The following is a 25,399-nucleotide window of genomic DNA, read 5'->3' as shown; positions in this document are numbered from 1 at the left end:
TCTTTTTTCATTTATTTCATGCACAAGCAAAGACCCAGAAAGCTTATTGGATAGGGGCTAACAGCCCGTTATAAATATTCGGTGAATAATTCAGGACCAATAATATTGCGTCTCAAAAGGTCTTGGAGAGAAATGGATTTGAACAGATAGGTACGAGTGATGAAACGTTTGAGATGAACGATCAGCAGTTGGCATTCGTCTATTATAGTTGGGATTCCTTATTGAGGTAACCTGATACTAGTTGAAAAAGAATTGAACTAACGAAGCAGGTTATCTGAAGAAGAACAACAACTTTACGATTATTGGAAGGTTTACAGGTGACTTCTGGAATGATAAACTTAAGTAACCTTTAATAATGGATTGCAAAGTGTGATGCCTCCTTTATTTTGGATTAAATGTAATGGGAGTAGCTGCCAATAACATGTACCTATTTTGAATTTTGTTTTTTGTCTATTTAAAATGACATACAAATTATGATAGGGGTGCAATAATGTTTGAATTAAACACAGAAAGATTGAGACTAATTCCTCTGAGTGCGGAAGATCTGAAGTTACTAATTGAAAACCCGAAGAAAATGGAACTAAGGTTATCTTTAAACGGATCAGATAGATTTCTTAGTCCAGAACTTAAACAAGCTATGGAAATAAGACTTTCAAAGTTGTTAGTTGATGAGAAAAACTATGAATGGTATACCAATTGGTTAATCGTGTCGAAAGATAAAAACTGTAATGTTGGAGGAATAATGTTAAAAGGTCTTCCAAATGAAAATGGTGAAGTAGTCATTGGTTACTATACTCTTCCCGAATATCAAGGTAACGGCTATATGACAGAAACGATTAATAATATGAAAAACTGGTTGTTAAATCAGTCCGATGTTATGTACGTTATTGCTGATACTGATAAAGATAATATTCCATCGCACAGGGTATTAGAAAAGTCAGGGGCGGAAATGTATAAAGAAACAGATGAATTATACTTTTGGAGATTTGTCTGAAAGAAGTTCGCTAAAAAAAATTAAAGAAGTCATTATTTTATAATGGCGAAACCTTGTTCAATAAACGAGGGCGTTACTAGAATGAGAATGGATAAGAAAAGAAAAGTCGATTTCCTGTATGTTAAGGAATTCGACTTTTTGAGTTAGTGGAACTTTTCAGTCTCAACATTCGTACTAGTAATAGACAGATTCCTAGTTGGACAAGTCAATTCGTCAACTAAAGGAGTAAATATGAATCTTTATTTAAATTTGTTTGTACTCTTAACTCTTTTGATTACAATACTACTACTTTTTATTTTTTGTGTCGCATTATGTATTTATTTTATTAAAAAGAAGCAATTCCCGCAAAAACAACTGGTTGCATCTTTGACAAGTGCCATTGTGTTTTCAAGGCTATTTGTATATATGAACTATTTTTTTACATTTGATAATCTTGAAGGTGAGTTTTACATAGGACCTGTGAATTCCCCAACAGAGCAATATACAGCTAATGCTTATTATATGACATACGGTGGTGCCGCTGGTGGCGTCAATCTATGGGTAGAAATTACTGCTATTGATGAGAAAGATAAAATTGAGACCGTTTATTATAGTGGAGGTCCTTCATCCGTCGCTTTCCAAAAGCAAAGGTACTCGAAGTGCTAAAGCTTTTGGGGAAGAAAGAATAGTTGGCTTCTTACTTGGGGAGAAGCGGCCAAAGATACAATTTTGGCCGCTGAATCTTTCACCAATGGTCTTTACTTTCAAACATAACTGTATTTTCACTTGAACGTTGTAGGTACGCGACAGGCAAAAAATCGCAACAGGATGCCCTTGGTAAAGGTATCGTGATAATTTTTAGCCGAAAGCGTGCTGGAAACGTACTAGTCCAAATGAAAAATTGTGCGCCTAGCATACCAGTACCTTATGCAGAAAGTGGTTAATCAACAGACGCCAATTATTTTCTAACTTCATACGTTTCTACAAGTTCAATTGAATGAATGACGGACTGTGCCATGGAACAATTCTTCTTCGTCAATTCGAAAACTTTATTTATTTTCGATTCATCAATAGCATGACCTTCTATAATGAAATGCAAGTGCAATTTCTCAACTCTATTGGCAAACTCCGCATTACGATGTACTTCTTTCACTTCGATAGTGATATTTTCTGCGGGCATCCGCATTTTTTCGAGGATATTTCGCATCACACCACCACTACAAACAGCTAATGACGAAACTAACAGTTGATAGGGCCTAAACCCATATTCCTCATTGCCTGAAATAGTCAGCTTTCCAAACTCTGTTTCTGTTTCAAATCCATGTTCCTTCATTTCAAATTTCAAAGTTATCCCCTCCTGTAATTGAATTATATAGGAATTTAGAATGAAAGTCAGATTAGATGGTGCCTGTCACTCGTTTTAAATCTCTAAGATCTAAATGGTATGGGTTTATCGATTGTACGGTGACAGTCACTCATTCAATCGTGAAAATTAAAACAATCACCTTTGTTCTAATTAACGTGATTGTTTTAGTGTATGTCATCATCCTTAATGTAAGCAACTACAAGGAAAAACAGTGAGCATATTTAACGGAATATTAGGAAATGCATCCGAAACAGATGTAGCTAGTGTGCAAAAGGAACTGAAGGACTTACTTACAGCTTCTGAAAAGGTCGAGTATGCGTATAAATTGATTCGGGATCTTATTGTATTCACGGACCAGCGTCTTTTATTGATTGATAAACAAGGGGTTACTGGAAAGAAAATAGACTATCATTCCATTCCCTACAAAAGCATTGTGCATTTCTCAATAGAAACCGCTGGAACCTTTGATTTAGATGCAGAGCTGAAAATACGGCTTTCTGGAAGTTCTGCTCCGATTCAGAAAAAGTTCAATAAATCCTTGAATATATAAAGTGCAGAGCGTACTGGCGGAATATGTGTTGAAGTAGGTTTGTGTTCTGTGAACCGTTTGTCAATGGTGATCATTCAATCAAGTGACTGTATTTTCTATAAAGGTGGATCTATATCTTATAGATTATTACCAATCAAATAACTTTATTCAGAAAGGAAGTATAAGATGAGACAGATCATCGCTCTTGGTGGTGGAGGTTTTTCAATGGAACCAGATAATCCATTGCTAGATTTATATATTCTAAAACAAGCAAAGAAAACTAATCCGCAAATTTGTTTTATCCCTACTGCTAGCGGAGATTCTGAAAATTACAGCCTTTTCCGAACGAGAAAGCCCATCTCCTTATAGGGGTGGGATGAAAGTGAGGTTGGATACGGAGTGCCACTAAAAACCGCAAGGCTTTGTGGTACTTTAAGTATCCAAAAGATCTGAATATTTCAATCATTTGTGTTGAGTTTATTTTAATGATTGATACACTATAGATATGATAAATGATATGTTGAAAGTCAAAAAAAGAGGGGGTGAAACATGTGTCGCAAATAATCACAGTGAAAATTAAATTGCTACCCACAAAAGAGCAAATCCAACTATTGGAACAAAGTAGCCGTGCGTATATAAAAATCATTAATACACTTGTATCTGAAATGGTTGAAGCAAAGGCCAACACTAAGAAAAGTACAAAAGATATTGAGGCCGATATTCCAAGTGCGGTGAAAAATCAAGCGATTAATGATGCTAAAAGTATTTTTTCTAAAAAAGTGAAGAAAAGCAACTACAAAATTATCCCGATTCTCAAGAAACCTGTTTGTGTGTGGAACAATCAAAACTATTCATTTGACTTCACGCACATTTCAATACCATTTATGGTGAATGGAAAGTCAACTCGCTTAAAGATTCGAGCTTTGTTGATTGATAAAGAAAATCGAAATTTTGACTTATTAAAGCACAAGTTAGGGACACTTCGCATCACAAAGAAATCCCATAAGTGGGTAGCACAAATCGCTATCACAATTCCAACAATAGAAAAGACAGGTTCAAAGATTTTAGGTGTGGATTTAGGTCTGAAAGTACCTGCCTTGGTCATCACAGACGATGACAAGGCACGCTTCTTTGGGAACGGGAGACTAAACAACTATATGAAACGTAAATTTCGTAGTATCCGAAAAAAGTTAGGGAAACAAAAGAAAGTGAATGCCATTCGCCAACTTAATGATAAAGAACAAAGATGGATGCAAAATCAAGACCATAAAGTAAGTCGTGAAATCGTGGATTTTGCAACCGCCAATACAGTCTCTGTCATTCGATTAGAACAACTAACGAATATCAGGCAGACGGCACGTACAAGCCGTAAAAACCAAAAAAATCTACACACATGGTCATTCTATCGTTTAGCGCAATTCATCGAATACAAAGCTACATTAGCTGGTATTAAGGTCGAATATGTAAATCCTGCTTATACAAGTCAGACATGTCCAAAATGCTCTAAAAAGAACAAGGTAAAAGATCGAAACTACACGTGTCAATGCGGGTTTGAGAAACATCGAGATATCGTTGGGGCGATGAATATTCGCTACGCAACTGTGATTGATGGTAAAAGTCAATCAGCCTAAGATGCTAAATGCACTGTCTTAGGAGGGGCAATGAGATGCCCTTATTTTGAAGGCTGTTCAAAACAGAAATGGACTGCGAACGTTTAGTCATTCAAGAATCCCACCCGTTAATCCACAAGGATTAGGGCTTGCGACTTCAGTCGTGGGAGTCTCAAGACGGGGAATTAGAGCGAAGACCCGCTTATCATAAGCTAATTGCATCTAAGAATTTACAATCTGGTATTGCGGTGGATGATGGTGTTGCTGTTCATTACATTGAAGAAGAAATTAGTGAAATCGTTAGTTCACGACAGAATGCCAAGGCGTATGAAGTTTTTTTCGATGAAATGATAATAGAGAAAGAACTTCGAGTAGAGTTTTTAGGTTCTTGTTAAGTATATCGGCGCAATCCTAGTATATATCCTGAATTTAAAGGAAATATGGCGTACCATCTAATAAGAAACTTATTATGGTGGGCTTTGAAGAAGACGGAAATCCTCGTACTTTCAATTTGTTAAAACCACTTATTTGCGATAAACCGTTAATGGAGTTTCGAGTTAATCGAAGTAGACCTGGGGCTTTTCGAGGGAAAACAACAGTTGGTTTTCACAAGGTCATTATTGAAGAAGGGCATAAGCAATCCACCGGAATTAAAGGTTGCGATTCAAGAAAGCGAACAGCTTTATATAGAGTTTCTAAAAAATCCACAAAAATTTATAATCAGAGGTGAGTAAATTTGGAAAAGCATAATAAAAAGTTTGATGAACTAATGGACTTATTAGACCAAGTTCCTGGCATAAAAGAGCATATGGAAAGTTTGGAAGTTCAGTTCGGCAATAAAATTCTGAAACGGAGAATAGATTTAGGATTAACACAGGAGCGCCTTGTTGAGTTAATTAAACAACGCGGTGATTTAATTACACAAGCAACGGTATCCAAAGTGGAGTGTGGTGAGGGGAATTTCGGCAGCGATACGTATAATAAGATTCTTTCAGCACTTGGCGGTATAACGGATTTCGATATTGTGTTTGGTTCTGTTCAAGAGAGTTCTAGTAATGCACGATAAATCATTGAATCCATGGTGAAGAAAGTTAATTCAATTCGTGTAAGGCTATTGTACAGTGACAGTCACTCATTTAATAAGTAGGTTTGTGTTCTGTGAAATGCTGAACTGAAGAATCGGGACATCTGCAATAAAGAAGGAGGATGAGTCCTATGCGCGACAATATATCGAATGAATTGAAAGAAATAGAACAACTTGAGACTGTGAAGATTTTATATGCGTGTGAATCGGGAAGCAGGGCGTGGGGTTTTCCTTCTGCCGATAGTGATTATGATGTCCGGTTTCTTTATATCCACCCAACGGATTGGTATATCTCTATTTTTGATCGGCCAGATGTTATTGAACGACCGATTAATGATCTACTGGATGTTAGTGGATGGGATTTGCGCAAGGCGTTACAACTCCTTCGTAAATCGAACCCCTCTCTATTAGAATGGTTGCAATCACCGATCATCTATGATGAACGTTACCCGATTGCTCAACGATTACGAGATTTAGCTCACGACTCATTTTCACCAAAAGCTTGTATGTATCATTACTTAAGCATGGCGAAGAGTACCGAACGGTTATATCTTAAAGGAGAGCAAGTGAAAATTAAAAAGTACTTCTATGTGCTGCGACCGATTTTGGCAGCGCAGTGGATTGACCGTTACCTCACGATGCCGCCAATGTCATTTGATCAATTAGTACAGGAACTCGTCCCTAAAGGGGAAATGTTCGGTGAGATAGAGATGCTAGTAGCAAGGAAAAAGGCTGGAGAGGAACTGGATCTTGAGTCGAAAATAGATTGTGTGCATAATTTTATTGGAGTCCAGTTTGAACAGCTGGAGAAACGAGCCAAAGAAATCAAACCCACTGTCATAAATATAGATGGTGAATTGGACGACCTCTTCCGTGAGACACTCCGAACCTGGTGACATCATTAAGGTGAAGGAACGGAATGCTAATCCAGTTATGAAGGTAGGCTGAATACTTGATGTTAACTAACATGGCGTTTATTCAGTAGGATCTTATTACACAGAATACTTTAAATAATGGATTAAAATAATGTTTGTATGGTATAATGGTAGGACAATAGAATAGGTGACTCAAGGATGGTTGGCACACTCCCGAATTCAAGGGAAAGGCATTCTAAGTTCGCCGCGTCCTGCGGCAATGGATGCATGATTCGCATCTGATTACAGCTAATGAAATGTATCATCCTTGATATAGTTTTTACCATTGGACGACAAAAAATGTACCAATGAATGACAGACTGTTTACCACTTCATATCTTCTGGAAGATCAAAACTATAAACCCATAGTTTTTGGAATCAAACTGTAATAATTGTTCTGAAAATTTGATTGATTTTCAATAAAAGCAGTCTTCCGCAAACTGGCCAGATTGTCGAAGAACAGGTTAGGTTGTATAGTGAAGAGATTGTGAAGGGATGTACTTAAACTAACAAAGTAGGATTGTTAAAAAAATAAAATATTCCTAAATTAATTAATTTTGGATAGATAAGGAGGTAAATAATGATATCAGAATTAAAAAAGTCTGAATTCTACAGATGTAGTGATTTGTTATATGAGCAAGGTCAATTAGAAATTAAAGCAGTAGTCGAAGGAGTAAATCCTGGTCGTATTTTTGTAGATGATATTGAATCTCCTGCTTCGGGATTTATCTGGTTAGGTAATAACGACGGTTTTTTATTTATTGGAGATGAAAGAAACGAAGTGTTCAATACCGAATTAAATCATTTTATTGATACAGTAATCATTCCAGAAGCAAGGAAGGTAGGATTAACTTGGTTTGAGGGTATTGGTAATCATAATAAGTGGGATGAGACTATTAAAAAGGTATTTGAAAACCGCAATTTAGGAAGTTGGAATCAGAGGGTTTATACGTTACAAAAAAACGATTATAAAGGCAACTTCGAACTTGCTATTGAAGAAGGATATAATATTGTCGAAATTAGTGAAATACTTTTTAAAAACAGTGATAAATCAATTGAAAATATTGAGTTTTTACATTCCAAAATATTAGAGTGCTGGTCTTCACCCGAGAGGTTCTTTAATGAAGGCGTTGGTTACGGTGTAGTTTGTAAAAATAAAATTGTAAGTGTCTGTTTCTCAGGTTTTGTAGTTGATAATGTACATTGTATTGATATTGAAACCTTGGAAGAGCATCAAGGTAAAAAGTTAGCACAAAAAGTAGCCATAACTTTTGTGGAAAATTGTTTGGAAAATAATCTTGTTCCGTATTGGGATTGTATGGAGTCTAATAAGCCTTCAATTGCGGTTGCAGAGAATATAGGATTTAGAAATTTATTTAACTATATAGGATATGACTTTAAGTTTGAGTAATTTTTACTTCAACTAATGGGCGCATTTTCAGAGTAAGGATCTGTGCCTGTTCAGTAATAGGGCCATATTGTAGAATTAGTATTTTCAGAGGTTATTGTTGTCATAATATCGAATAGATAAAGGGAAGTATTTTTGATGGGAGTTTGTGTAATGGATATAAAAACAAAAAGGCTATTGATACGAGAGTTTGAACTTAAAGATTGGCAAGCTGTATATGAGTATACGTCAGACATTAATGTTATGGAGTATATGCCTGAAGAGGTTTTTACTGAAAAAGATGCAAAAGAATTTGTAAAAAAAAATAAAGGTAATAATGCTGAAAAATTTCCTGTAGTATTATTAGATGGAAATATTATTATAGGGCATATCATTTTTCATAAGTATTTTGGTGAGCATACTTATGAAATTGGGTGGGTTTTTAATCCTAAGTATCAAAAAAAAGGGTATGCTTCTGAAGCAGCACGAGCCATCTTGGGATATGGTTTTAAAGAAATGAACTTACATAGGATTATAGCCACTTGTCAGCCTGAGAATATTCCATCATACCGAGTTATGGAGAAGATTAGAATGAGAAGGGAAGGCTTTTTTAAAAAATGTATTCCAAAAGGTAATGAATGGTGGGATGAATATTATTACGCTATTTTAGAGGAGGAGTTCAAATGAACTATAAAGAATTTTCAAGTCTTTAATTCTTAGACAAAAGCCATATTGCTTAATAACGAAAGGCTAACTTCCTAATAAAACAATGAAAAATTAGCACTTTTTATCTTCCAGAGTTCTTAACGATGTAAATACGGTGGCAACAAATGGTGAATATTGTGGCAATCACCGGTAAAAAACATGACAGAAGTGGTATGTTTTTATGGTCGTAATCAGTATCGTACGGGTCTGGGGTGGTGCTGATGTCAGTTTTCGAATCGTTAATGTTCGCAATCGCTTTTGCAACGTTTGCTATGTTGATGCTGTCGTTTAACCAAAAACAACCCATTCTTGAGTGCATAGCTCAGATGGGTTACTCTTATCAAATGGCCGACCCCTTGAAGGGACCTACTATTGTACTGTCCACCCGACCTCAGAAATCGGGGGTATTTTTTAGTTTATTCAATACCTACGTTTATTATACAATTCAAAGATTTGCATTTCAAGGAAGTCAATTGCCACTAGACGATAATAAAATCCAAAGAAGGATAGAGCCTTTTTATTTCCTGTGATTATGATATAGGTGTGGTGGAATAATTTCAAGATCCCACCTATAAACCGTACGTACCTTCTGTTATACTGAATAAACAGATGTATAAAATAGATTGTTTTAGTGACTGTCACCAAATAACTCATCAAACAACTCCTCCAACTCAGGATAATATAAATCCTTACGTAAGCAAACATCTTGGTGTCGTAGATGCTCTTCCCCTTTAAAACGTAGCCAAATTTCATCATCTGCCATAACCCCATGTGTTTTGCGAACAATTCCCCAGCGGTTGTATGCATTCAATTCAAGCGCCGTAAGTAATTCATCAGCATTCACACGTGTAGGGGGAAAGGTACGCCATTTTAGCCAACGTTCTAGCTCTTCAAGTGTAATATGCCCCTCCATATTCGGTGAAAACTGTTTATTAAAATCGTCAATATAATTAATAACATAAGGGGTGCCGCCGTTTTTTGGCTTTAAATCGACAGTTGCAATGACGTCATTCATCCACATCACATTGAACTTCATGTAATCAATCATCAATGTCACATCCTTCGATGATAAGGTGATTAAACTGCGGGTCTCGTAGCTGTGAAAGCAGAACATCCTTGGCACGTCCCATTTCAAAATTGGCGTTATCAATATTTTGTAAAAGTAAATCTTTATTGATGAACGGCTTTCCTTTATAAAGTGCAAGTTGCTTTGAAAATGATGAATTAAAAGGCTTCGCACGTACTAAACGTTTTAGCACACTTATCGGTTTACCTAAGGGATAGTCTTTTATATCAGAAAGTAAACTCAAGCCATTATCAAAAATCGGTGCAAGTTCCCACGTTTTTGTAGGTGGATTATATAGAAATAAAATATTATTTGTATGACGATCTTCATTCAAAATAAACGCATCAAACGCAAGCATTCGGGCAATCCCATCTGTAATATCTAGTCCTGTAAATCCATGGATTTGTTCTATGATGGCGTTGAACTTTTCTACTGTCGAAAGACGTGTGTTATTTACTATGGAATCAGTTGTTGTAAAGTTTGCTTCATGCAGTCGTTCAAGTGTCACTTCTTGCTGCGTTCCACGAAAATCAAGTGAATAGCAACCTTCTGATAGTTCACCATTTGCTTCTTCAATGATACAGGGTGTGTATGTCACATATTGAGAAGGGGAGCGTGTTGTGCTTTGTAAAATAAGTGATGCTACGCTTTCAGCTGTGTTTTCGTAGCTGCGTGCGTTCTTTTTTATCCATTTATCGCCAATCCGCCATTTAGACTGATCACCTTTACTTGAAGTGCTGATAATCGCCTCGGCTCCGACAGGTATTCGTATCGTTTCCATTGAATCACATCCGTTTTTTCAAGTTTCTTCTAGTATACAGTATCTGTCTTCAAGTATGATTTCGATTTGTAAAGATAGATTATGAAAAATAGCATTACTTGAACTTAGCAAGGATTTTAATTACGGTATTTTAATTACGAGCAGTAGAACTCATAGTTAGTCTGTAGTGATGGCCACTCTTTTAATCAGCGAATTTAAAACAATCATTTTTATTAATTAACATGGTTGTTTTAGTGACTGTCACTAACCCAATGGTTGCCGAATGTTGAGTATGATGCCGACGATGGTCCGTGCTCAGGATAAGTAAAGGAAATGTAAGGTCAATTTATACATCCGATTAAGAAGAGAATATGAATAACCATACGGAAGGAAGAACATTCATGGGAAACCCTATAGGTATCGTGGATTGGGTAGAAAAAGATGGAATTATGGATGATTTATTAAATCAAGAAGCCATCTTAACCACTCATCCAATGGATCAAGGATTTGAAGCTGAGGTCATGAAAATATGTTCAGATAAAGATATTTTTGTATTGAAAGTATGGAATAAGAATTCCAAACCTGATGTTAGTCTCCAATATCGTTTATTGAATGTCCTATTTGAAAGAGGATTGTCAGTCTCTAAACCAATGGGGTGGGGTATAAATCCACACGGAGAGAAGGTGTTGTTAACAACATTTGACGGAATGCCAGTTCTTGAAGTGGATGAAAAGAAAATGACAGTAATTGCGAACATCTTGTCGGAAATACATAAAGTTCACGTTAAAGAGATTGGAAATATACACCTTCTAAAGTCCGATTTCATCGACTATTTTTTTCCTGGTGTAGGAGAATACTATGACATAAATAATGCACTGATTTCTCTTGTTCAAATAACTCAAATAAAGCAAGAACGTATTATTCATGGCGATTTCCATTTAAGAAACATTTTGGAGAAAAATAATCGATATACCGTAATAGATTGGACGAACGGACAATTGGGGGATCCCAGATATGATTTTGCGTGGTCACTTATTCTGATAAAAATATACGTCTCAGAGCGGTATGCATATGTGTTTCGTTCCGCTTATCTATTGGAGAATCATGTTCAGCAGAAAGATCTTGAAGCTTTTGAAGCATTGGCTTGTCTCAGATGGATCTTGCTTAATAGAAGCGGCGGTACACCCAAAGGGCCTAACATAATAGAGAGGGTAAAAAGTTTAATAACAAAAAATCCATTCTTAAAAGAATTTGAGTTTACTATATAAAATGCGTAAATGTTATACTTGTGGTACTAATTTGATTGATTTTCAATAAGAACTGTCTTCAATATTCGGGCCAATTATCGGAATAAAATTTTAAGTAGCAGGTATGATCTGATTAAAAAGTGAAAGGGGGTTTTAACATGGGGTTTGTCATGGGGATTGCACCTGTTGTAATAGCGGGAGTAATTGTAGTACTTGTAATTAAAAGGCTTGAACATAAATATAACCAAAACCAAAACCAAGGAAATCTAGGTAAGAAAAAATCAAAAGGCGCTCAAGATTTATTAGATAGTTTAATACCAATGGGAATGCTTTTTGGTTGTGCTATCGGTGTAACTTTGAGCGTTTTTTTCCAAATCTCTCTACTATCTACGGTTAGTTTAGGAGCTGGAATAGGCTATTTATTTGGATACTTTGCTTACGAAATTTATAGCAAGAAAGGAAACAATCATTCATAATCAGCTATCTTCCTGAAACCGGTGCGATTGCAGAAGATCAAAAGCCTGATTCCTCGCTAAAAAGAAAGATGAATTAGGCTTTTTTTAACCCTCCATTATTTAAAATATTTCCCCATTGGTAAAAAAACTGGCAACAAGTGGTGAATATTGTGATAATTACTGGTAAAAATGATGACAGAAGTGGTACATTTTTATGGCTGTAATCAAGTAATTCCGCATATAATCGTACGTACTTTCTATTATACTGAATAAACAGATGTATAGAGTAAGGCAGACGGTTACAGATTATATCCGAAAAGGGGACATTGAATTGAAGCGAATTGCAATTGATATGGATGAGGTATTGTCACATTTCAGTACGAGCTGTCTAGAACTATTCAATAAGGAATTCAACAAGAATTACACAACTGAAGATTTGCAAGGTAAAATGTTAGTCGATTTAGATGCCAGATTTGCAGAAAAGATGGATCATTATTTAGCGAATGAATCATTTTTTCTGGAGTTAAAAGTGATCAAAGATAGTCAAGAAGTTATACAAAAGCTAAGTGTTCATTATGACATTTATATTGTAACGGCTGCAATGGAATTTCCGGTATCTTTAGCCCCGAAATATCAATGGTTAAAAAAGAATTTTGGCTTTTTGAATGAAAATAATTTTGTTTTTTGCGGGGATAAAAGCATTATTCATGCAGATTATTTAATTGACGATACACCAAGTAATCTAGCTACATTCAAAGGAAAAGGTATGCTTTTTACAGCGCCACATAATCGCGATGTAACCGGCTATACTCGACTCAACAATTGGCAAGAGGTTGCGGAGTGTTTTTTGTGATAAGTTGGAACTACTCGCAGGCAAACACCACGGAGAAATGTATACAATTAGTACCTAACAACTTTCACATATAGGTTTCAAAATGAGAAAATAAGTACAATGAAAATAAAGCAGGTGACCTATATGAACTTAAAGAATTTCGAAAATAAAATTTTAGCTATTATTTTGCAACGTGGACGTGAATATTTCAGGCATGGGCATGTCGTGGATTTATTCGCAATAACCGATACGAATTGGCAAGCTGAAGTAAACGGCCGGTCTTTTTAGATGAATTGGAGAAAGTGTAGGCATCCCCACAGACGGCAGTTATTGAATTATCAGAGACTAAACAATCATGTTTGTTCGGATTAACATGAATGATTTAGTGACAGCACCGTTATCAAAATAAATACATATGAATATGTAGGAAAAGAGGATAGACATGAAATCATTAGTAGAACCAGATGAATTGAAAAAAAGGATGCTCACTTTGGCTGCTTTGGACATAATTTTTTGTGAAGAAGACTGGCTTCGCTATTACAATTTTGATTCGCAATGGGCACCGAATGTTTCATTAGCCACTATTGATAATGGTTCTGGGGATAATCTATTTATTTTGTTTGCCTCAGAGGGAGTGATTATGAAAGGTTTCGATCACGAATCTGGATTAAGCCCGTATGCAAGGGAGGAAGATGAAGTGTTTCCCAGTATTTATGACCAAACTCCGGCTTCTTTATTGGCTTTGCTCGATGATGAAGCGTTTGAAAAAGAAGATGTGACTTTTTGTATTTGGCGTGAAATCAATGATACAACGTGGAGGAAAGGTGACGTGCAAATTCCCAAAGATGAGGAAGATGGCTCTGAATTTTTACTAAGTATGATAGTGAAAACACCGGAAGATTATGTGGAGTGGGCACAAGACTACTATGATATACCAATTTCAATAGAAGTGATAAAGAAAATCTACGATGGATCTACAATTGAGGAAGCGGTAATCCAATCTTTGAATCCTAGTAGGAATGCACAGGATGCTCTGCGAGAATTGGATATTTTGGTTTGAATTCTCATCCGACAAGGCGGGAATCTCCATTTCATTGGCAGTTGAAAATGCCAGGAAGATATCACCCGAACCGCTTCCATAGGGCTACCATTTCTTCCAATTCCAATGGTCGCTCGCTTGGGAACACGTTTAAGCTGATGTGGCTGCATCGGGATATCTGTTCCGATAATGACAATAAAGAAGCCGGCCGTAGGTCTATGCGGGGTTTTAGTGTCTTTTAGACGATAGAATCCCGTGACTTCAGTCGTGGGAGGTTCAAAGTTCCCCAAGTATATATTCAAACATATACTATTCAATAAGCTGTAATTAATCATGGGGAAAATGGGTAGAGGAGCGATTGCTTTGTGGAAAAACAACCAGTTCGAAAACCATGAAACGTCAAATAAGAATAATTCCCTAGATAGGGGTGCACAAATTTCGCTTTGGGGTTCGGCCATATCCACATTCGGCGATGCCTTACAAACGATTGGCAGCGTAATCTCAATAGAAGAGGGGCGGATTTCCGATGCGCAACAGCAACAAGAACTTGAAAAATTGCAAAGTCAAATTGATGAATTAAAAAAAGAAGAATCACAAAATAATGCAATGAATTCAAATGTTGAAATGCTTGGTACACTATTAGAAAGACTTGTAGAACGATTGGAAAATGATAAATCGTAAAGGTAACTTCGATGAATACCTTTATGAAGAGTATTGAGGTAATCTCAAAATCGATTCCAACAAAGAGAATTGTTGAAATCGGTGTTTTTACTTTTATTCATTTCCCCTGGTCTGCAGTGGCAGTTACGCATTCAGTTGAGAAGGCTTAAACAATCAAGTTTGTTAAAAATAACATAATTATTTTAGTTGAAATCACAGTCTGTGATTCTACTATCCGATTTGGTACACTAGATGAATGCTATTAATAAGGACGGCGGAAATCAAATGCGGAAATATAGTGGTGAAATAGGGTTAATCATTACGGCAATTATATGGGGAAGTGGATTTGTTGCGAGTGCAATGTCATTAGAACACTACACACCTTATCAGATTTTGGCGGGAAGATTCGTAATCGGTGCAGTTATTTTAGGTATTTTATTTTATAAAAAACTAAAGAAACTAAAGAAAAGTACACTTATTAAAGGGGCGATATTGGGATTCATCCTCTATATTGCCTTTGTTCTTCAAACAGTTGGACTGCAATATACGACACCTTCAAAAAATGCGTTCTTGACTGCGGTAAATGTTGTGATTGTTCCTTTCATTGGATTTTTGATGTACAAGAGAAAAATCGACCTGTTTGAATTAATTGGAGCTGTAACGGCCTTGATTGGCGTAGCAGTTTTATCATTAAAATTGTCGTCTGAAATCAATAGCGGGGATTTGCTGACCTTAAGCTGTGCAGTTGGGTTTGCGTTCCATATCTTTTACACAGCCAAATTTGTTAAAGACGAGGACCCAATTCTTCTTACGATTATTCAACTGACAATAGCTGCGATTATCAGCTGTATCGTAGTCCTATTCAGAGGAGAAACAACTTTTACTTTCCAATCGGAAGGGCTGCTCCCACTCATTTATCTCGGGATTTTTTCAACAACAATCGCGTATTTATTGCAAACTGTTGCACAGAAATTTATTACAGAAACCAAGGCAGCTATTATCCTTTCGACAGAAGCTTTTTGGGGAATGGCATTTTCGGTGTTGATTTTAAGTGAGGTCATGACAATGAAAATGATAATCGGCGCAGTTCTTATCCTCATTGCAATTATCATATCCGAAACAAAGTTTGGTTTTTTGAAGAGGAAGAAAGGGACAACCTGAAGAACTGTGGATTTTTTGCTCGCTTAGAATTACTGTTTTAATCAATAAAAAAAAGAGGAAACCACAATGGACAAAGACCTTTTCAAACAGCTTATTCTCTGGCACGAAGATGGTGAATACGAGAAAATTATAGATCGAATTTCAGAGATACCCAAATCGGATAGGGATTACGATTTAGTTTCTCATTTGGCAAGAGCTTTGAATAACGAAGACCATTATAAGGAAGCGATTCAACAGCTTTTATCTATTCAAGAACAAGGAAAGGACGATTCACTTTGGCACTTTCGAATGGGATATGCCTATTATTACCTTGGACAGCATGAAGAAGCAGTAAAAGCGTTTGAGCGGACAATAGATCTCAATCCAATAGATGAAGTTGCTTTGGTCCTTTTAAAGTCTTGCCTCCATTTTAATAATAGAGATGTACATGTAGAAGAATCTTCGTTTCCGAGTGACCTTCAAGAATTTAAAGCTTGCAAAGAAGAAAAAATTTTGGACTCAATGAGGAGTTACATTACGCCAGAGGATGACGATGACGAGGAAGATTTCAATCAACCTTATATGGACGAGGATGTAGATTGTTGTGGGTTTATTTTAGACAACTTTATTGACAGATTATCTGTTTGTGGTGGCGAGGATGAAATTATGGCGTGTGTGAAATCCGTTGTAGGACAGTTAAACACAATAAACGGCCGGTGTGGTTATGAGTTAATCGAAACAGGAGAGCGGGAGAACTTATGCGAATTTATCATTAGGGCGGCTAATCTTGCAGGGTATCCTACTAATGAAGACGTAACCGAAGAGTGGCGGGACTGGTAACAGGCCGCTGAATCACGGTATTCAATCGTGTTAATTGAAACAATTATGTTTGTTTCAATTAATACGATTGTTTTAGTGTCAGGAGATACCGTCTATTTTGTCAGCAACATTTTTTTCTTTTCATGCCCTTTAAATTTGATTTCCAATTTCAATTTTTTATAATCGACAATGTCAAATGACTCAGAGGCTTTCTTAATCAGGTCTTCTTCATCCATGTCAGGTTCTAAGGGGAAATCGTTAAAAATCGAATCGAGTTTTTCCATTGCTTTGTTGCCGTGCAAGTAGAGATCTTCAATTTTGTTTTGGTACATTGCTTCTGTTTTGGCTCGTTTTTCATCGTAGTTTGCAATCAGTGCTTCAGTCATCTCTTTTGTATCGATAGTCAAATTTAAGGATGTGAACCCGTATGTGCTTCCTAGTGACTTTTTAGATGTAGTTGTTTCTGAAGGCATTGTAGTCACTTTGTTTTTATCACTACATGCCCCAATAATCAATAAAAATGACAGCGCCGTAATCATCAACAACTGTCGCTTGTTTGTCAATTCGCTCACCCTTTCATCCCCAGATACTTCAATTATAATTCCTCCAAGCCTTGGTCTCCATTAAATTAATGAACTCAAAGATACTATTCGTCAAAACGCTTAAGTTATACTGATTTTTTAAAAACGAAATTTTTAAATTGTCACATTTATAGGTAGTTGCTTGTCTTACATAGTGAGAAGGTAAAAAAGGAGGTGCAAGGGAAGTGTATGTCAGCGGAACAGAATATGGTGTTCAAGAGTCGAATAGTAAATTGATTGAGGATTTACTAAGTGAATACCATCAAAAAATTTATGTGTACTGTTATAACATCCTTAGAAATACCCAAGATGCTGAAGACGCTGCACAGGAAGTATTCTTAAAAGCATTTCAGAGTAAGAAGCTTCTGGAAATCGATAATAGAAGTGCCTGGTTGTATAAGATTGCCTATAATCATTGTTTAAATAAAGTGAAAAGGAGAAATCTCATTGAGTTTATTCCTTTTAAATGGACTATTTCTTGGGATATATACGAAACAGAATTCGTGAATTTCAGTGGCTGATGGAGGCGTGGTTTGATTAGTGCGTATTCATATTGAAGCCTATGTTCCTATAATGCTATATGTTATACTGAAATGAAATACATTATTCTACTTCATTGACTATCTATTGCAGTTGCGGGATGAAATGACGAAATAATTGGTTGATACGATACGACCTATTTTAGAAGAGGAGGCGACAGGCAGGATTTATCCCCTACGCTTGCAGAATTGATGACTAGTGAGCGCAGGAAAGGTGAAATCAAGGGTGAGATTCGGGATAAGATGGAAGAACGTAGAAGTATAACAATAACAATGGAGTTGCTAGGCGAGGGTTTATCGGATGGCAATATTGCCAAATTGACAAAGTTGAGTTTGGCGGAAGTAGAGTTATTGAAAAAAACATTGTAGTAAAAGGAATAGAGGCAACGCCCAACTACAACATGTGGTTGCCAACGTCTCTATTAAAGGAGGGATTAGATTGGAGTTTCATAATTACAAAGAAATCCCTAAACAAGAGATACTAGAAGGCATTCATGAGCTACATAGGCATGTATTTGAAGGCTCAGAGCTTTCTGTTGACAAACTAAAGAGTGAGCAAGGGATGTTATTCTGTGTTGCAATCGATGCAGATCGGGTAGTGGGTTTTAAAATCGGTTATGAAGTAGATGATGGGAATTTTTATAGCTGGTTGGGCGGCGTTCATTCAAACTATCGCGGACAAGGGATTGCCTCTACACTATTGCGAATGCAACATAAGTTGGTAAAAGAGCTGGGCTATAGTAGGATACGTACGATTTCGAGGAATCATCGCCGTGAAATGTTAATCTTGAATATCAAGAATGGGTTTGATATTATTGAAACATTTACGTCGAAAAAAGGGACACACAAGATTGTCTTGGAGAAAGATTTGTAATTTGTCTTAGGGTTATTTCTGTATAATCACCTGTATAAGTAAGAGTTAAAGAGGCAACGTCAACCAGAATATATGGTTGACGTTGCCTCTTTTTTTAAAAGCGACTGATTGCGCCCGCGAAGCGACCAATTAGCAACGCAAGTGACTGATTCCCCTCGCGAAGCGACCAATTAGCAACGCAAGCGACAGATTCCCCTCGCGAAGCGACCAATTAGCACCACAAGTGACTGATTCCCCTCGCGAAGCGACCAATTAGCAACGCAAGCGACAGATTGCCCTCGCGAAGCGATCAATTAGCAACTCAAGCGACTGATTCCCCTCGCGAAGCGACCAATTAGCAACGCAAGTGACAGATTCCCCTCGCGAAGCGACCAATTAGCAACGCAAGCGACTGATTACGCCCGCGAAGCGACCAATTCACATGATCAAGCGACCAATCCACACAATTAAGACAAACGTCCTCTAAAATCTTCATAGCCAAATTGTTTAATGACTTTAATCTCATCATTAACCGTATTCAACACAATCGAGGGCAGGTTAATGCCGTTGAATGTGTTGTTTTTCACCATTGAATAATGGGCCATGTCGCAAAATACGAGTTTGTCGCCGGGCTTCAATGGCTGGTCAAAAGAATAATCACCAATGACGTCACCAGCAAGGCAAGTGGGTCCACCAAAACGATAGGTGTGAGCCTTTTCATTGGGCATTCCCGCACCAATGATTTCGGGGCGATAGGGCATCTCTAATACATCGGGCATATGACAGGCAGCTGATGTATCTAAGATGGCAATCGGCATTCCGTTATCAAGGATGTCTAAAACAGTAGCAACAAGGAAGCCTGTATTTAGGGCGACAGCTTCGCCGGGTTCTAAATACACGTCAATTCCATATTTATCTTTCATATACAAAATCGAACGGACGAGTGTTTCTAGGTCGTAATCCGGTCTCGTAATATGATGTCCCCCGCCGAAATTAATCCACTTCATGTTTTTAATGGATTCACCAAACTTGTCATCGACTACTTTTATCGTGCGCTCAAGCGTGTCCGAGTTTTGCTCACACATCGTATGGAAATGCAGCCCGTCGATTCCATCAAGTTGGTCTGCTTCAAAGTTCTCCAATGTAACCCCGAATCGTGAGTGTGCGAAACAGGGATTATACATATCAACTTCAATCTCAGAGTACTCGGGATTAATGCGCAGACCACACTCGATGTGCTTTGGATGGTTTTTGACTTTGTCCTTAAACTTATTCCATTGTTGAAATGAATTAAATACAATGTGGTCGGAATAGGACAGGATTTCATCAAAATCAGTGTCTGAAAAGGCTGGGGCATAAGTGTGAACTTCTCTGCCCATTTCTTCATAACCGAGTCTTGCTTCTAATACAGAGCTGGAGGTTACACCATTCAAATAGTTCCCTATAAGTGGATAGACAGAGAACATGGAAAACCCTTTTTGGGCTAGTAAAATCTTGCAACCGGTTCGATCTGCGACGGATTTGAGCTTTTCCAAGTTTTTAATGAGAAGCTTTTCATCTACGACGTAGCAAGGGGAGGGGAGTGCGTTTAAATCGATAGTCAATTCCAAGTCATTTCCCCCTTAATCAATTAGTTTAGGATCGAAGCTTTCTTGCCACGGTAGTCCGTATTTGTTGAGTGCATCCATAAATGGATCTGGATTAAACTCTTCAATATTGTGAACACCTGGATTTTTCCATTTACCTGTCATTACAAGCATCGCGCCAATCATTGCAGGAACGCCAGTTGTATATGAAATTGCTTGTGAGCCAACTTCTGCATAACATTCTTGATGGTCGCAAACGTTGTACACGTAATAGGTTTTCTCTTTGCCATCTTTTATACCCTGGAAGATACAACCGATATTTGTTTTTCCTATTGTTCTAGGCCCAAGAGAAGAAGGGTCAGGTAGAATAGCTTTTAAGAATTGCAATGGAACGATTTCTTTTCCTTCAAAGATGATAGGCTCAATAGCAGTCATGCCAACGTTTTCAAGTACTTTTAAGTGGTTCAAATAGTTTTCCGAGAACGTCATCCAGAAGCGAATTTTTTTAATGCCTTTAATATTAAGGGCCAAAGATTCCAATTCTTCATGATGAAGTAAGTAAACGTCTTTTGGACCGATTTCAGGTAGATCATATACGCGTTTGATGGACAAGGGTGGTGTTTCAATGAACTCGCCATTTTCAAAATAGCTACCGTTTGCCGTTATTTCGCGAATATTGATTTCTGGGTTGAAGTTAGTTGCGAAAGGATAGCCGTGATCACCAGCGTTTGCATCTACAATATCAATCGTATGGATTTCATCGAAATGATGCTTTTGTGCATGAGCAGAGAATACACCCGTTACGCCAGGGTCAAAGCCACTTCCAAGTAGGGCAGTGATGCCTGCTTTTTCAAATTTCTCACGGTATGCCCATTGCCAACTGTATTCAAATTTCGCTTCATCAAGAGGCTCGTAGTTTGCTGTATCGACATAGTCAACACCTGTAGCAAGACACGCATCCATAATCGTCAAATCCTGATAAGGTAATGCCACGTTGATGACGATATCTGGTTGGAAACGGTTGATAAGTTCAACCAATTCTTCCACGTTATCTGCATCTACCTGAGCTGTTTGAATTTTAGTGCGACCGCCGTCTAGCTTTTCTTTCAACGCGTCACATTTCGAAACTGTACGACTTGCGATACAGATTTCTTCGAACACGTCAGGAACCTGACAACATTTATGAACAACTACACCAGCTACTCCGCCAGCACCGATAATTAAAGCTTTCCCCATAATGAACACCCCGTTGGTTATATTTTTTAATTCGTTTTAAGTGATAATAATAATTCGCGCAATACTTTGCATGCAGTAGCTGTGGAGACACCGCTTTGATCATAGATTGGTGACAGCTCGTTCACGTCGCAGCCGACAATATTGAGTCCGCTGACCTTCAACATCGCATGGAGTAATTCCATGAAGCTGACGCCGCCCGCTTCCGGTGTACCTGTTCCAGGGAAGACAGAAGGGTCGAGAACGTCCAAGTCAATGGTCAAATAAACAGGTTTACCTTGTAACTTTTCAACCACATCTTCTAATCCATTGAAATTGAATTTATTTGTGAAGATATGATCTTTCCCCCATTGGAACTCACTGCGGTCTCCAGAGCGAATACCGAATTGAAAAATCCGATCGTCCCCAAGCAAATCCCACACTCTATGAATGACAGTAGCGTGCGAAAGCGTTTCGTCAAGATAGTCCTCACGCAAATCTGCATGTGCATCAAATTGGATTACATGTACATCGGGATACTTTTTAGCAACAGCCCTGACGGCGCCTAGCGTCACCAAATGCTCGCCGCCAATCATGCAAGGGATCTTGCCATCTTCGAGAACAAGAGCTGTGAACTCCTCAATTTGTCCCAATGCTCTTGACGTATTCCCAAAGCTTAGTTCCAAATCGCCACCGTCAAACACGGTGATATCCTCTAAATCTTTGTCTTGATAAGGGCTGTACGTTTCAATCCCAAACGATTCACCGCGCATGGCTTTGCTGGCAAAACGTGTCCCAGGGCGAAAAGAAGTTGTGGAGTCAAAGGGAGCCCCGAAAATAACGATCTTGGATTCTTCGTACGCATTGTCACAACCAATAAACGTTTCTATATTTTTACTTAGCATCTTCCAATTGCTCCTTCACGTAGTTTGGAAGGGCGAACGATCCGACATGGATAGCTGTATTGTAATACTTTGTTTTTAGACCGAGTTCGTTCCATGCCGCCGCATCTAAATCTTGAATCGGATTAAACTTTTTAGACGCAAACCCAAATAGCCAATGACCTGATGGATAGGTTGGGATATGCACTTGGTAGACATTACAAATCGGAAAGAATCCTTTAATACGTTGATGGGCTCTCTTCATGCTAAGGGCGTCTTCGGCGTAGAAAGGGCTTTCATGCTGATTAACCAAAATGCCATCTTCCTTTAACGCTTTGTAGCAGTTGCCATAAAACTCTTTTGTAAACAGTCCTTCACCGGGGCCAAAGGGATCCGTAGAGTCGACAATCACCAAATCGTAGTCATTTTCTTTATTGCGGACAAATTTAAGCCCATCTTCATAATACAAATTCACTCTAGGATCAGTCAGCTTTGAGGCTGTCTGTGGTAAATATTCTTTGCAAACATCAACGACCAATTTGTCGATTTCAACCATATCGATTTGCTCAATTGTTTCGTATTTTGTAAGTTCGCGAACTGTACCCCCATCACCGGCACCGATAACCAACACTTTTTTTATCTTAGGATTGGTAGCCATAGCGACATGTGTAATCATGTCGTGGTAAATAAATTCGTCTTTTTCGGTTAACATGATTAGACCGTCGAGTGTAAGAATTTTACCGAACTCCGTAGTTTGCAGGATATCAATTTTTTGAAATTCACTTGCTCCGGAATAAAGTTGCTCTTCCACTTTTATTGAAAAACGGACGCTGGGTGAATGCTGTTCTGTATACCATAGGTTCATTGCTCATGCTCCTTTACCACATTAATAGTCAGGATATCACTATCCTCAGTACCTGTTAAGAAGCATCCTTTTTCTTTGCAATACGCGATGTAATCCAAAATTTCTTCAGTAATTCGTTCTCCAGGCGCAAGAATTGGAATGCCTGGTGGGTAACACATAACGAATTCACTAGAAATATGACCCGCACTTTCCGAAAGAGGAACGTTGGTTTTAGGTGCATAAAATGCCTTTTGAGGGGTTAATGCAACTTGCGGGTTGATGTACTCGTGGTCGAATACGCTGTTTTTATCTTTTGCGTATCGCCGTTTGATTTCGGCCAGTGCTGCCACTAGACGTTCTAGGTCCAGCTGCCTATCACCGACAGATATATAGGCCAGGATGTTGCCAATATCCCCAAATTCTATTTGGATATCATACTCGTCACGAAGAATATCGTAAATTTCAATTCCTGCAAGACCGACATCGCGGGTATCTACAGACAGTTTCGTTACATCGAAATCAAAGATTGTATCGCCATTTAACAGTTCTTTTGAATAGGCGTAATAGCCACCAATCTTATTTATTTCATCTCTTGTATATTGCGCCATATCAGCAACTTTACGAAAAATTTCTTTGCCGTTAAGAGCTAAATTTTTTCTCGAAATATCCAAGGAAGATAATAATAGATAGGAACCGCTTGTTGTTTGCGTTAGATTGATAATTTGACGCGTATAACCTTCACTCACCTCATTATTAATGAGGAGAAAAGAACTTTGTGTCAATGAACCGCCAGATTTATGCATGCTAACAGACGCCATATCAGCGCCGACTGACATAGCAGAAGCCGGAAGATCATCACCAAAGTAGAAGTGGGTACCATGTGCTTCATCGACGAGCACGAGCATATTATGTTGATGTGCAAGATCGGTAAGCGCCTTCAGATTCGAACAAATCCCGTAATAGGTAGGATTATTGATGAGAATGGCTTTTGCATCAGGATTCTCTAAAATGGCCTGTTCCACGTCTCCTAGGGACATCCCTAAAAGAATTCCTAGTTCACTGTGTAGACCCGGATTCACATACACTGGCACAGCACCACTAATAATAAGTGCATTGATGGCACTACGATGTACGTTGCGGGGCATGATAATTTTATCGCCAGCAGTGCATGCGGTCATAATCATCGCTTGTACTGCAGAAGTTGTTCCGTTGACCATGAAAAAGGCGTGCTTTGCTTCAAATGCTTGAGCGGCCAATTCCTCAGCCTCTCTTATTACAGAAACAGGATGGCATAAATTATCTAAAGGTTTCATGGAGTTAACGTCCATGGAGAGACATTGCTCCCCTAAAAACGCGGCTAACTCGAGATTACCTCTTCCACGTTTATGCCCCGGAACATCGAAAGGAACGACCCGCATTGATTTATAGCGGGTAAGCGCCTCCATAATTGGAGCTTGATTTTGCGAAAGAAGCGTCATTCTATCACCTCTGACTCATCGTATATATTATAACCGCTGAAAATTTCAATCATTTCTCTACGTAAGTTGTTTGTAATATGAAGCCTCTCTTTAGGAGGTATTTCATACACATCCCTGTTGAATAAATAATCTTGTAGGTCGATGTCTTTAATCAGTAGCTTTGTATGAAAAATATTAGACTGATACACATTCACATCGATCGCATCATATTTCTGCAACGTATTGCGGGCGATATAATCCTGAATAGATGTCATTTTGTGATCCATAAAAAATTTCTTGCCCTTTTCATTGCGTGTAAAACCACGTACTCGATAATCCGTTGTAATAATATCTGAGTCGAAACTTCCTATTAAATAGTCCAATGCATTCAACGGAGAAATTTCACCACATGTTGAAACTTCGATATCAACCCGAAAAGTGGCGATAGAATTATCTGGATGATATTCTGGATACGTATGCACAGTGACATGGCTTTTATCTAAATGGCCAACGACTGAGTCACGTGTTTTCAAAATATCAACCACACCCTGATTACAAGATTCGTCAATTAGACCGAGTGGAATGGATTTCTCTGAGATGAGAATGGTTACACTCGCACCTTGGGGGTCATAATCCTGCTTACTGACATTCAATACATGCGCCCCGATAATTTCCGTCACTTCATAAAGGATATTGGTTAATCGCTCAGAATTATACTGCTCGTCAATATAGGCAATATAATCTTTTTGCTCCCGCTCACTTTTCGCATAGCTTACATCATAGATGTTGAAGCTAAGTGTTTTGGTGAGGTTGTTAAAGCCATATAACCTTAGCTTATTTTCCAACCCTAACATCACGCC

Annotated in this window: 30 protein-coding genes and 3 pseudogenes; 22 read left to right on the top strand and 11 right to left on the bottom strand. The window is 38.0% G+C overall.

The window, feature by feature from the left end; translation table 11 throughout:
* Positions 1 to 98: 98 nt before the first annotated feature.
* The 3 genes and pseudogenes from H4683_RS21430 to H4683_RS13130 form a co-directional block, all read left to right on the top strand.
* Positions 99 to 230: pseudogene (locus H4683_RS21430) on the top strand (GNAT family N-acetyltransferase); the annotation flags it as partial.
* 260 nt (positions 231 to 490) lie between these two features.
* Complete coding sequence (locus H4683_RS13135; RefSeq protein WP_192599275.1) at positions 491 to 994, top strand: GNAT family N-acetyltransferase; 504 nt, start codon at positions 491 to 493, stop codon at positions 992 to 994.
* A gap of 231 nt (positions 995 to 1,225) precedes the next feature.
* Positions 1,226 to 1,639, top strand: coding sequence for a DUF5412 family protein (locus H4683_RS13130; RefSeq protein ID WP_192599274.1), 414 nt, complete (start codon positions 1,226 to 1,228; stop codon positions 1,637 to 1,639).
* Positions 1,640 to 1,931: 292 nt separating this feature from the next.
* Here the strand turns inward: H4683_RS13130 and H4683_RS13125 are convergent, their stop codons facing one another.
* Positions 1,932 to 2,318, bottom strand: coding sequence for an OsmC family protein (locus tag H4683_RS13125; protein WP_192599273.1), 387 nt, complete (start codon positions 2,316 to 2,318; stop codon positions 1,932 to 1,934).
* 232 nt (positions 2,319 to 2,550) lie between these two features.
* Here H4683_RS13125 and H4683_RS13120 point away from each other — a divergent pair.
* From H4683_RS13120 to H4683_RS13085, 8 genes and pseudogenes are all read left to right on the top strand, one after another.
* Positions 2,551 to 2,926: pseudogene (locus tag H4683_RS13120) on the top strand (PH domain-containing protein).
* Between the two features lie 128 nt (positions 2,927 to 3,054).
* A pseudogene (locus H4683_RS13115) lies at positions 3,055 to 3,201 on the top strand (Type 1 glutamine amidotransferase-like domain-containing protein); the annotation flags it as partial.
* 218 nt (positions 3,202 to 3,419) lie between these two features.
* Entirely contained in the window at positions 3,420 to 4,499 is a 1,080-nt protein-coding gene (locus tag H4683_RS13110; RefSeq protein ID WP_192599272.1) for an RNA-guided endonuclease TnpB family protein, read from the top strand.
* A gap of 128 nt (positions 4,500 to 4,627) precedes the next feature.
* Positions 4,628 to 4,873 (top strand): type 1 glutamine amidotransferase family protein, encoded by a 246-nt coding sequence (locus H4683_RS13105; RefSeq protein ID WP_192599271.1) that lies wholly within the window; start codon positions 4,628 to 4,630, stop codon positions 4,871 to 4,873.
* Between the two features lie 341 nt (positions 4,874 to 5,214).
* Positions 5,215 to 5,544 (top strand): helix-turn-helix domain-containing protein, encoded by a 330-nt coding sequence (locus H4683_RS13100; RefSeq protein ID WP_192599270.1) that lies wholly within the window; start codon positions 5,215 to 5,217, stop codon positions 5,542 to 5,544.
* A 140-nt stretch (positions 5,545 to 5,684) separates the two neighbouring features.
* Entirely contained in the window at positions 5,685 to 6,458 is a 774-nt protein-coding gene (locus H4683_RS13095; protein WP_192599269.1) for a nucleotidyltransferase domain-containing protein, read from the top strand.
* Positions 6,459 to 7,056: 598 nt separating this feature from the next.
* Positions 7,057 to 7,887 (top strand): GNAT family N-acetyltransferase, encoded by an 831-nt coding sequence (locus H4683_RS13090; RefSeq protein ID WP_192599268.1) that lies wholly within the window; start codon positions 7,057 to 7,059, stop codon positions 7,885 to 7,887.
* 150 nt (positions 7,888 to 8,037) lie between these two features.
* Positions 8,038 to 8,550 (top strand): GNAT family N-acetyltransferase, encoded by a 513-nt coding sequence (locus H4683_RS13085; RefSeq protein WP_192599267.1) that lies wholly within the window; start codon positions 8,038 to 8,040, stop codon positions 8,548 to 8,550.
* Positions 8,551 to 9,196: 646 nt separating this feature from the next.
* Here the strand turns inward: H4683_RS13085 and H4683_RS13080 are convergent.
* A complete protein-coding gene (locus H4683_RS13080) occupies positions 9,197 to 9,616 on the bottom strand; it encodes a hypothetical protein (protein ID WP_192599266.1) in 420 nt (139 codons plus the stop codon).
* The gene (locus H4683_RS13075) at positions 9,609 to 10,415 is read right to left on the bottom strand and encodes a hypothetical protein (protein ID WP_192599265.1); all 807 of its coding nucleotides are present in this window, start codon (positions 10,413 to 10,415) and stop codon (positions 9,609 to 9,611) included. The genes H4683_RS13080 and H4683_RS13075 overlap by 8 nt, the downstream gene beginning before the upstream one ends.
* Positions 10,416 to 10,795: 380 nt before the next feature.
* Between H4683_RS13075 and H4683_RS13070 the strand changes: the two genes are divergently transcribed.
* From H4683_RS13070 to H4683_RS13050, 5 genes are all read left to right on the top strand, one after another.
* Positions 10,796 to 11,662: an aminoglycoside phosphotransferase family protein gene (locus H4683_RS13070; protein WP_192599264.1), complete on the top strand. Its 867-nt coding sequence runs from the start codon at positions 10,796 to 10,798 to the stop codon at positions 11,660 to 11,662.
* Between the two features lie 137 nt (positions 11,663 to 11,799).
* A complete protein-coding gene (locus tag H4683_RS13065; RefSeq protein ID WP_192599263.1) occupies positions 11,800 to 12,117 on the top strand; it encodes a hypothetical protein in 318 nt (105 codons plus the stop codon).
* Positions 12,118 to 12,427: 310 nt separating this feature from the next.
* Positions 12,428 to 12,949, top strand: a complete 522-nt coding sequence (locus tag H4683_RS13060) for a 5' nucleotidase, NT5C type (protein WP_192599262.1) — start codon at positions 12,428 to 12,430, stop codon at positions 12,947 to 12,949.
* A 123-nt stretch (positions 12,950 to 13,072) separates the two neighbouring features.
* Positions 13,073 to 13,216 carry a hypothetical protein gene (locus tag H4683_RS13055; RefSeq protein ID WP_192599261.1) on the top strand — a complete coding sequence of 48 codons (144 nt, stop codon included), beginning with the start codon at positions 13,073 to 13,075 and terminating at the stop codon, positions 13,214 to 13,216.
* A 154-nt stretch (positions 13,217 to 13,370) separates the two neighbouring features.
* A complete protein-coding gene (locus H4683_RS13050; protein WP_192599260.1) occupies positions 13,371 to 13,988 on the top strand; it encodes a hypothetical protein in 618 nt (205 codons plus the stop codon).
* Here the strand turns inward: H4683_RS13050 and H4683_RS22185 are convergent.
* A complete protein-coding gene (locus H4683_RS22185; protein ID WP_225942084.1) occupies positions 13,892 to 14,302 on the bottom strand; it encodes a P1 family peptidase in 411 nt (136 codons plus the stop codon). The genes H4683_RS13050 and H4683_RS22185 overlap by 97 nt on opposite strands.
* Before the next feature lie 28 nt (positions 14,303 to 14,330).
* Between H4683_RS22185 and H4683_RS13040 the strand changes: the two genes are divergently transcribed.
* From H4683_RS13040 to H4683_RS13030, 3 genes are all read left to right on the top strand, one after another.
* On the top strand, positions 14,331 to 14,648 hold the full coding sequence (locus H4683_RS13040; protein ID WP_192599259.1) for a hypothetical protein: 318 nt from the start codon (positions 14,331 to 14,333) through the stop codon (positions 14,646 to 14,648).
* 264 nt (positions 14,649 to 14,912) lie between these two features.
* Positions 14,913 to 15,788 (top strand): DMT family transporter, encoded by an 876-nt coding sequence (locus tag H4683_RS13035; protein WP_192599258.1) that lies wholly within the window; start codon positions 14,913 to 14,915, stop codon positions 15,786 to 15,788.
* 66 nt (positions 15,789 to 15,854) lie between these two features.
* The gene (locus tag H4683_RS13030) at positions 15,855 to 16,607 is read left to right on the top strand and encodes a tetratricopeptide repeat protein (protein ID WP_192599257.1); all 753 of its coding nucleotides are present in this window, start codon (positions 15,855 to 15,857) and stop codon (positions 16,605 to 16,607) included.
* 92 nt (positions 16,608 to 16,699) lie between these two features.
* Here the strand turns inward: H4683_RS13030 and H4683_RS13025 are convergent, their stop codons facing one another.
* Entirely contained in the window at positions 16,700 to 17,158 is a 459-nt protein-coding gene (locus H4683_RS13025; protein ID WP_192599256.1) for a YusW family protein, read from the bottom strand.
* Positions 17,159 to 17,352: 194 nt separating this feature from the next.
* Here H4683_RS13025 and H4683_RS13020 point away from each other — a divergent pair, with 194 nt between their 5' ends.
* The 3 genes from H4683_RS13020 to H4683_RS13015 all read left to right on the top strand — a co-directional run bounded on the left by H4683_RS13020 (position 17,353) and on the right by H4683_RS13015 (position 18,580).
* Positions 17,353 to 17,688, top strand: coding sequence for a sigma factor (locus H4683_RS13020; protein ID WP_192599255.1), 336 nt, complete (start codon positions 17,353 to 17,355; stop codon positions 17,686 to 17,688).
* A gap of 261 nt (positions 17,689 to 17,949) precedes the next feature.
* Positions 17,950 to 18,075: a hypothetical protein gene (locus H4683_RS21945; protein ID WP_275403082.1), complete on the top strand. Its 126-nt coding sequence runs from the start codon at positions 17,950 to 17,952 to the stop codon at positions 18,073 to 18,075.
* Between the two features lie 70 nt (positions 18,076 to 18,145).
* Positions 18,146 to 18,580, top strand: coding sequence for a GNAT family N-acetyltransferase (locus H4683_RS13015; protein WP_225942080.1), 435 nt, complete (start codon positions 18,146 to 18,148; stop codon positions 18,578 to 18,580).
* Between the two features lie 446 nt (positions 18,581 to 19,026).
* Here the strand turns inward: H4683_RS13015 and nspC are convergent, their stop codons facing one another.
* From nspC to speD, 6 genes are read right to left on the bottom strand one after another with little or no spacing between them, the layout of a single operon-like run.
* Positions 19,027 to 20,163, bottom strand: a complete 1,137-nt coding sequence (nspC, locus tag H4683_RS13010) for a carboxynorspermidine decarboxylase (protein WP_192599282.1) — start codon at positions 20,161 to 20,163, stop codon at positions 19,027 to 19,029.
* A gap of 18 nt (positions 20,164 to 20,181) precedes the next feature.
* Positions 20,182 to 21,381 (bottom strand): saccharopine dehydrogenase family protein, encoded by a 1,200-nt coding sequence (locus tag H4683_RS13005; RefSeq protein WP_192599254.1) that lies wholly within the window; start codon positions 21,379 to 21,381, stop codon positions 20,182 to 20,184.
* 26 nt (positions 21,382 to 21,407) lie between these two features.
* Entirely contained in the window at positions 21,408 to 22,262 is an 855-nt protein-coding gene (speB, locus tag H4683_RS13000; protein ID WP_192599253.1) for an agmatinase, read from the bottom strand.
* A complete protein-coding gene (gene speE / locus H4683_RS12995) occupies positions 22,252 to 23,103 on the bottom strand; it encodes a polyamine aminopropyltransferase (RefSeq protein ID WP_192599252.1) in 852 nt (283 codons plus the stop codon). The genes speB and speE overlap by 11 nt, the downstream gene beginning before the upstream one ends.
* Positions 23,100 to 24,560: an aminotransferase class I/II-fold pyridoxal phosphate-dependent enzyme gene (locus tag H4683_RS12990; RefSeq protein ID WP_192599251.1), complete on the bottom strand. Its 1,461-nt coding sequence runs from the start codon at positions 24,558 to 24,560 to the stop codon at positions 23,100 to 23,102. The genes speE and H4683_RS12990 overlap by 4 nt, the downstream gene beginning before the upstream one ends.
* The gene (speD, locus tag H4683_RS12985; RefSeq protein ID WP_225942079.1) at positions 24,557 to 25,393 is read right to left on the bottom strand and encodes an adenosylmethionine decarboxylase; all 837 of its coding nucleotides are present in this window, start codon (positions 25,391 to 25,393) and stop codon (positions 24,557 to 24,559) included. The genes H4683_RS12990 and speD overlap by 4 nt, the downstream gene beginning before the upstream one ends.
* Positions 25,394 to 25,399: the final 6 nt, after the last annotated feature.

Source organism: Sporosarcina limicola, from assembly GCF_014873855.1.
In the GTDB taxonomy this organism is placed as follows: domain Bacteria; phylum Bacillota; class Bacilli; order Bacillales_A; family Planococcaceae; genus Sporosarcina; species Sporosarcina limicola.
This window is presented reverse-complemented; position numbering and strand designations above follow the sequence as displayed.

Bases quoted from the DNA above. Each gene is read 5' to 3' on its own strand.
- H4683_RS13135 (WP_192599275.1), top strand. From the start codon at position 491: ATGTTTGAATTAAACACAGAAAGATTGAGACTAATTCCTCTGAGTGCG.
- H4683_RS13130 (WP_192599274.1), top strand. From the start codon at position 1,226: ATGAATCTTTATTTAAATTTGTTTGTACTCTTAACTCTTTTGATTACA.
- H4683_RS13095 (WP_192599269.1), top strand. From the start codon at position 5,685: ATGAGTCCTATGCGCGACAATATATCGAATGAATTGAAAGAAATAGAA.
- H4683_RS13090 (WP_192599268.1), top strand. From the start codon at position 7,057: ATGATATCAGAATTAAAAAAGTCTGAATTCTACAGATGTAGTGATTTG.
- H4683_RS13085 (WP_192599267.1), top strand. From the start codon at position 8,038: ATGGATATAAAAACAAAAAGGCTATTGATACGAGAGTTTGAACTTAAA.
- H4683_RS13080 (WP_192599266.1), bottom strand. From the start codon at position 9,616: ATGATTGATTACATGAAGTTCAATGTGATGTGGATGAATGACGTCATT.
- H4683_RS13075 (WP_192599265.1), bottom strand. From the start codon at position 10,415: ATGGAAACGATACGAATACCTGTCGGAGCCGAGGCGATTATCAGCACT.
- H4683_RS13070 (WP_192599264.1), top strand. From the start codon at position 10,796: ATGGGAAACCCTATAGGTATCGTGGATTGGGTAGAAAAAGATGGAATT.
- H4683_RS13065 (WP_192599263.1), top strand. From the start codon at position 11,800: ATGGGGTTTGTCATGGGGATTGCACCTGTTGTAATAGCGGGAGTAATT.
- H4683_RS13055 (WP_192599261.1), top strand. From the start codon at position 13,073: ATGAACTTAAAGAATTTCGAAAATAAAATTTTAGCTATTATTTTGCAA.
- H4683_RS13050 (WP_192599260.1), top strand. From the start codon at position 13,371: ATGAAATCATTAGTAGAACCAGATGAATTGAAAAAAAGGATGCTCACT.
- H4683_RS22185 (WP_225942084.1), bottom strand. From the start codon at position 14,302: ATGATTAATTACAGCTTATTGAATAGTATATGTTTGAATATATACTTG.
- H4683_RS13035 (WP_192599258.1), top strand. From the start codon at position 14,913: ATGCGGAAATATAGTGGTGAAATAGGGTTAATCATTACGGCAATTATA.
- H4683_RS13030 (WP_192599257.1), top strand. From the start codon at position 15,855: ATGGACAAAGACCTTTTCAAACAGCTTATTCTCTGGCACGAAGATGGT.
- H4683_RS21945 (WP_275403082.1), top strand. From the start codon at position 17,950: ATGGAAGAACGTAGAAGTATAACAATAACAATGGAGTTGCTAGGCGAG.
- H4683_RS13005 (WP_192599254.1), bottom strand. From the start codon at position 21,381: ATGGGGAAAGCTTTAATTATCGGTGCTGGCGGAGTAGCTGGTGTAGTT.
- speB (WP_192599253.1), bottom strand. From the start codon at position 22,262: ATGCTAAGTAAAAATATAGAAACGTTTATTGGTTGTGACAATGCGTAC.
- speE (WP_192599252.1), bottom strand. From the start codon at position 23,103: ATGAACCTATGGTATACAGAACAGCATTCACCCAGCGTCCGTTTTTCA.
- H4683_RS12990 (WP_192599251.1), bottom strand. From the start codon at position 24,560: ATGACGCTTCTTTCGCAAAATCAAGCTCCAATTATGGAGGCGCTTACC.
- speD (WP_225942079.1), bottom strand. From the start codon at position 25,393: ATGTTAGGGTTGGAAAATAAGCTAAGGTTATATGGCTTTAACAACCTC.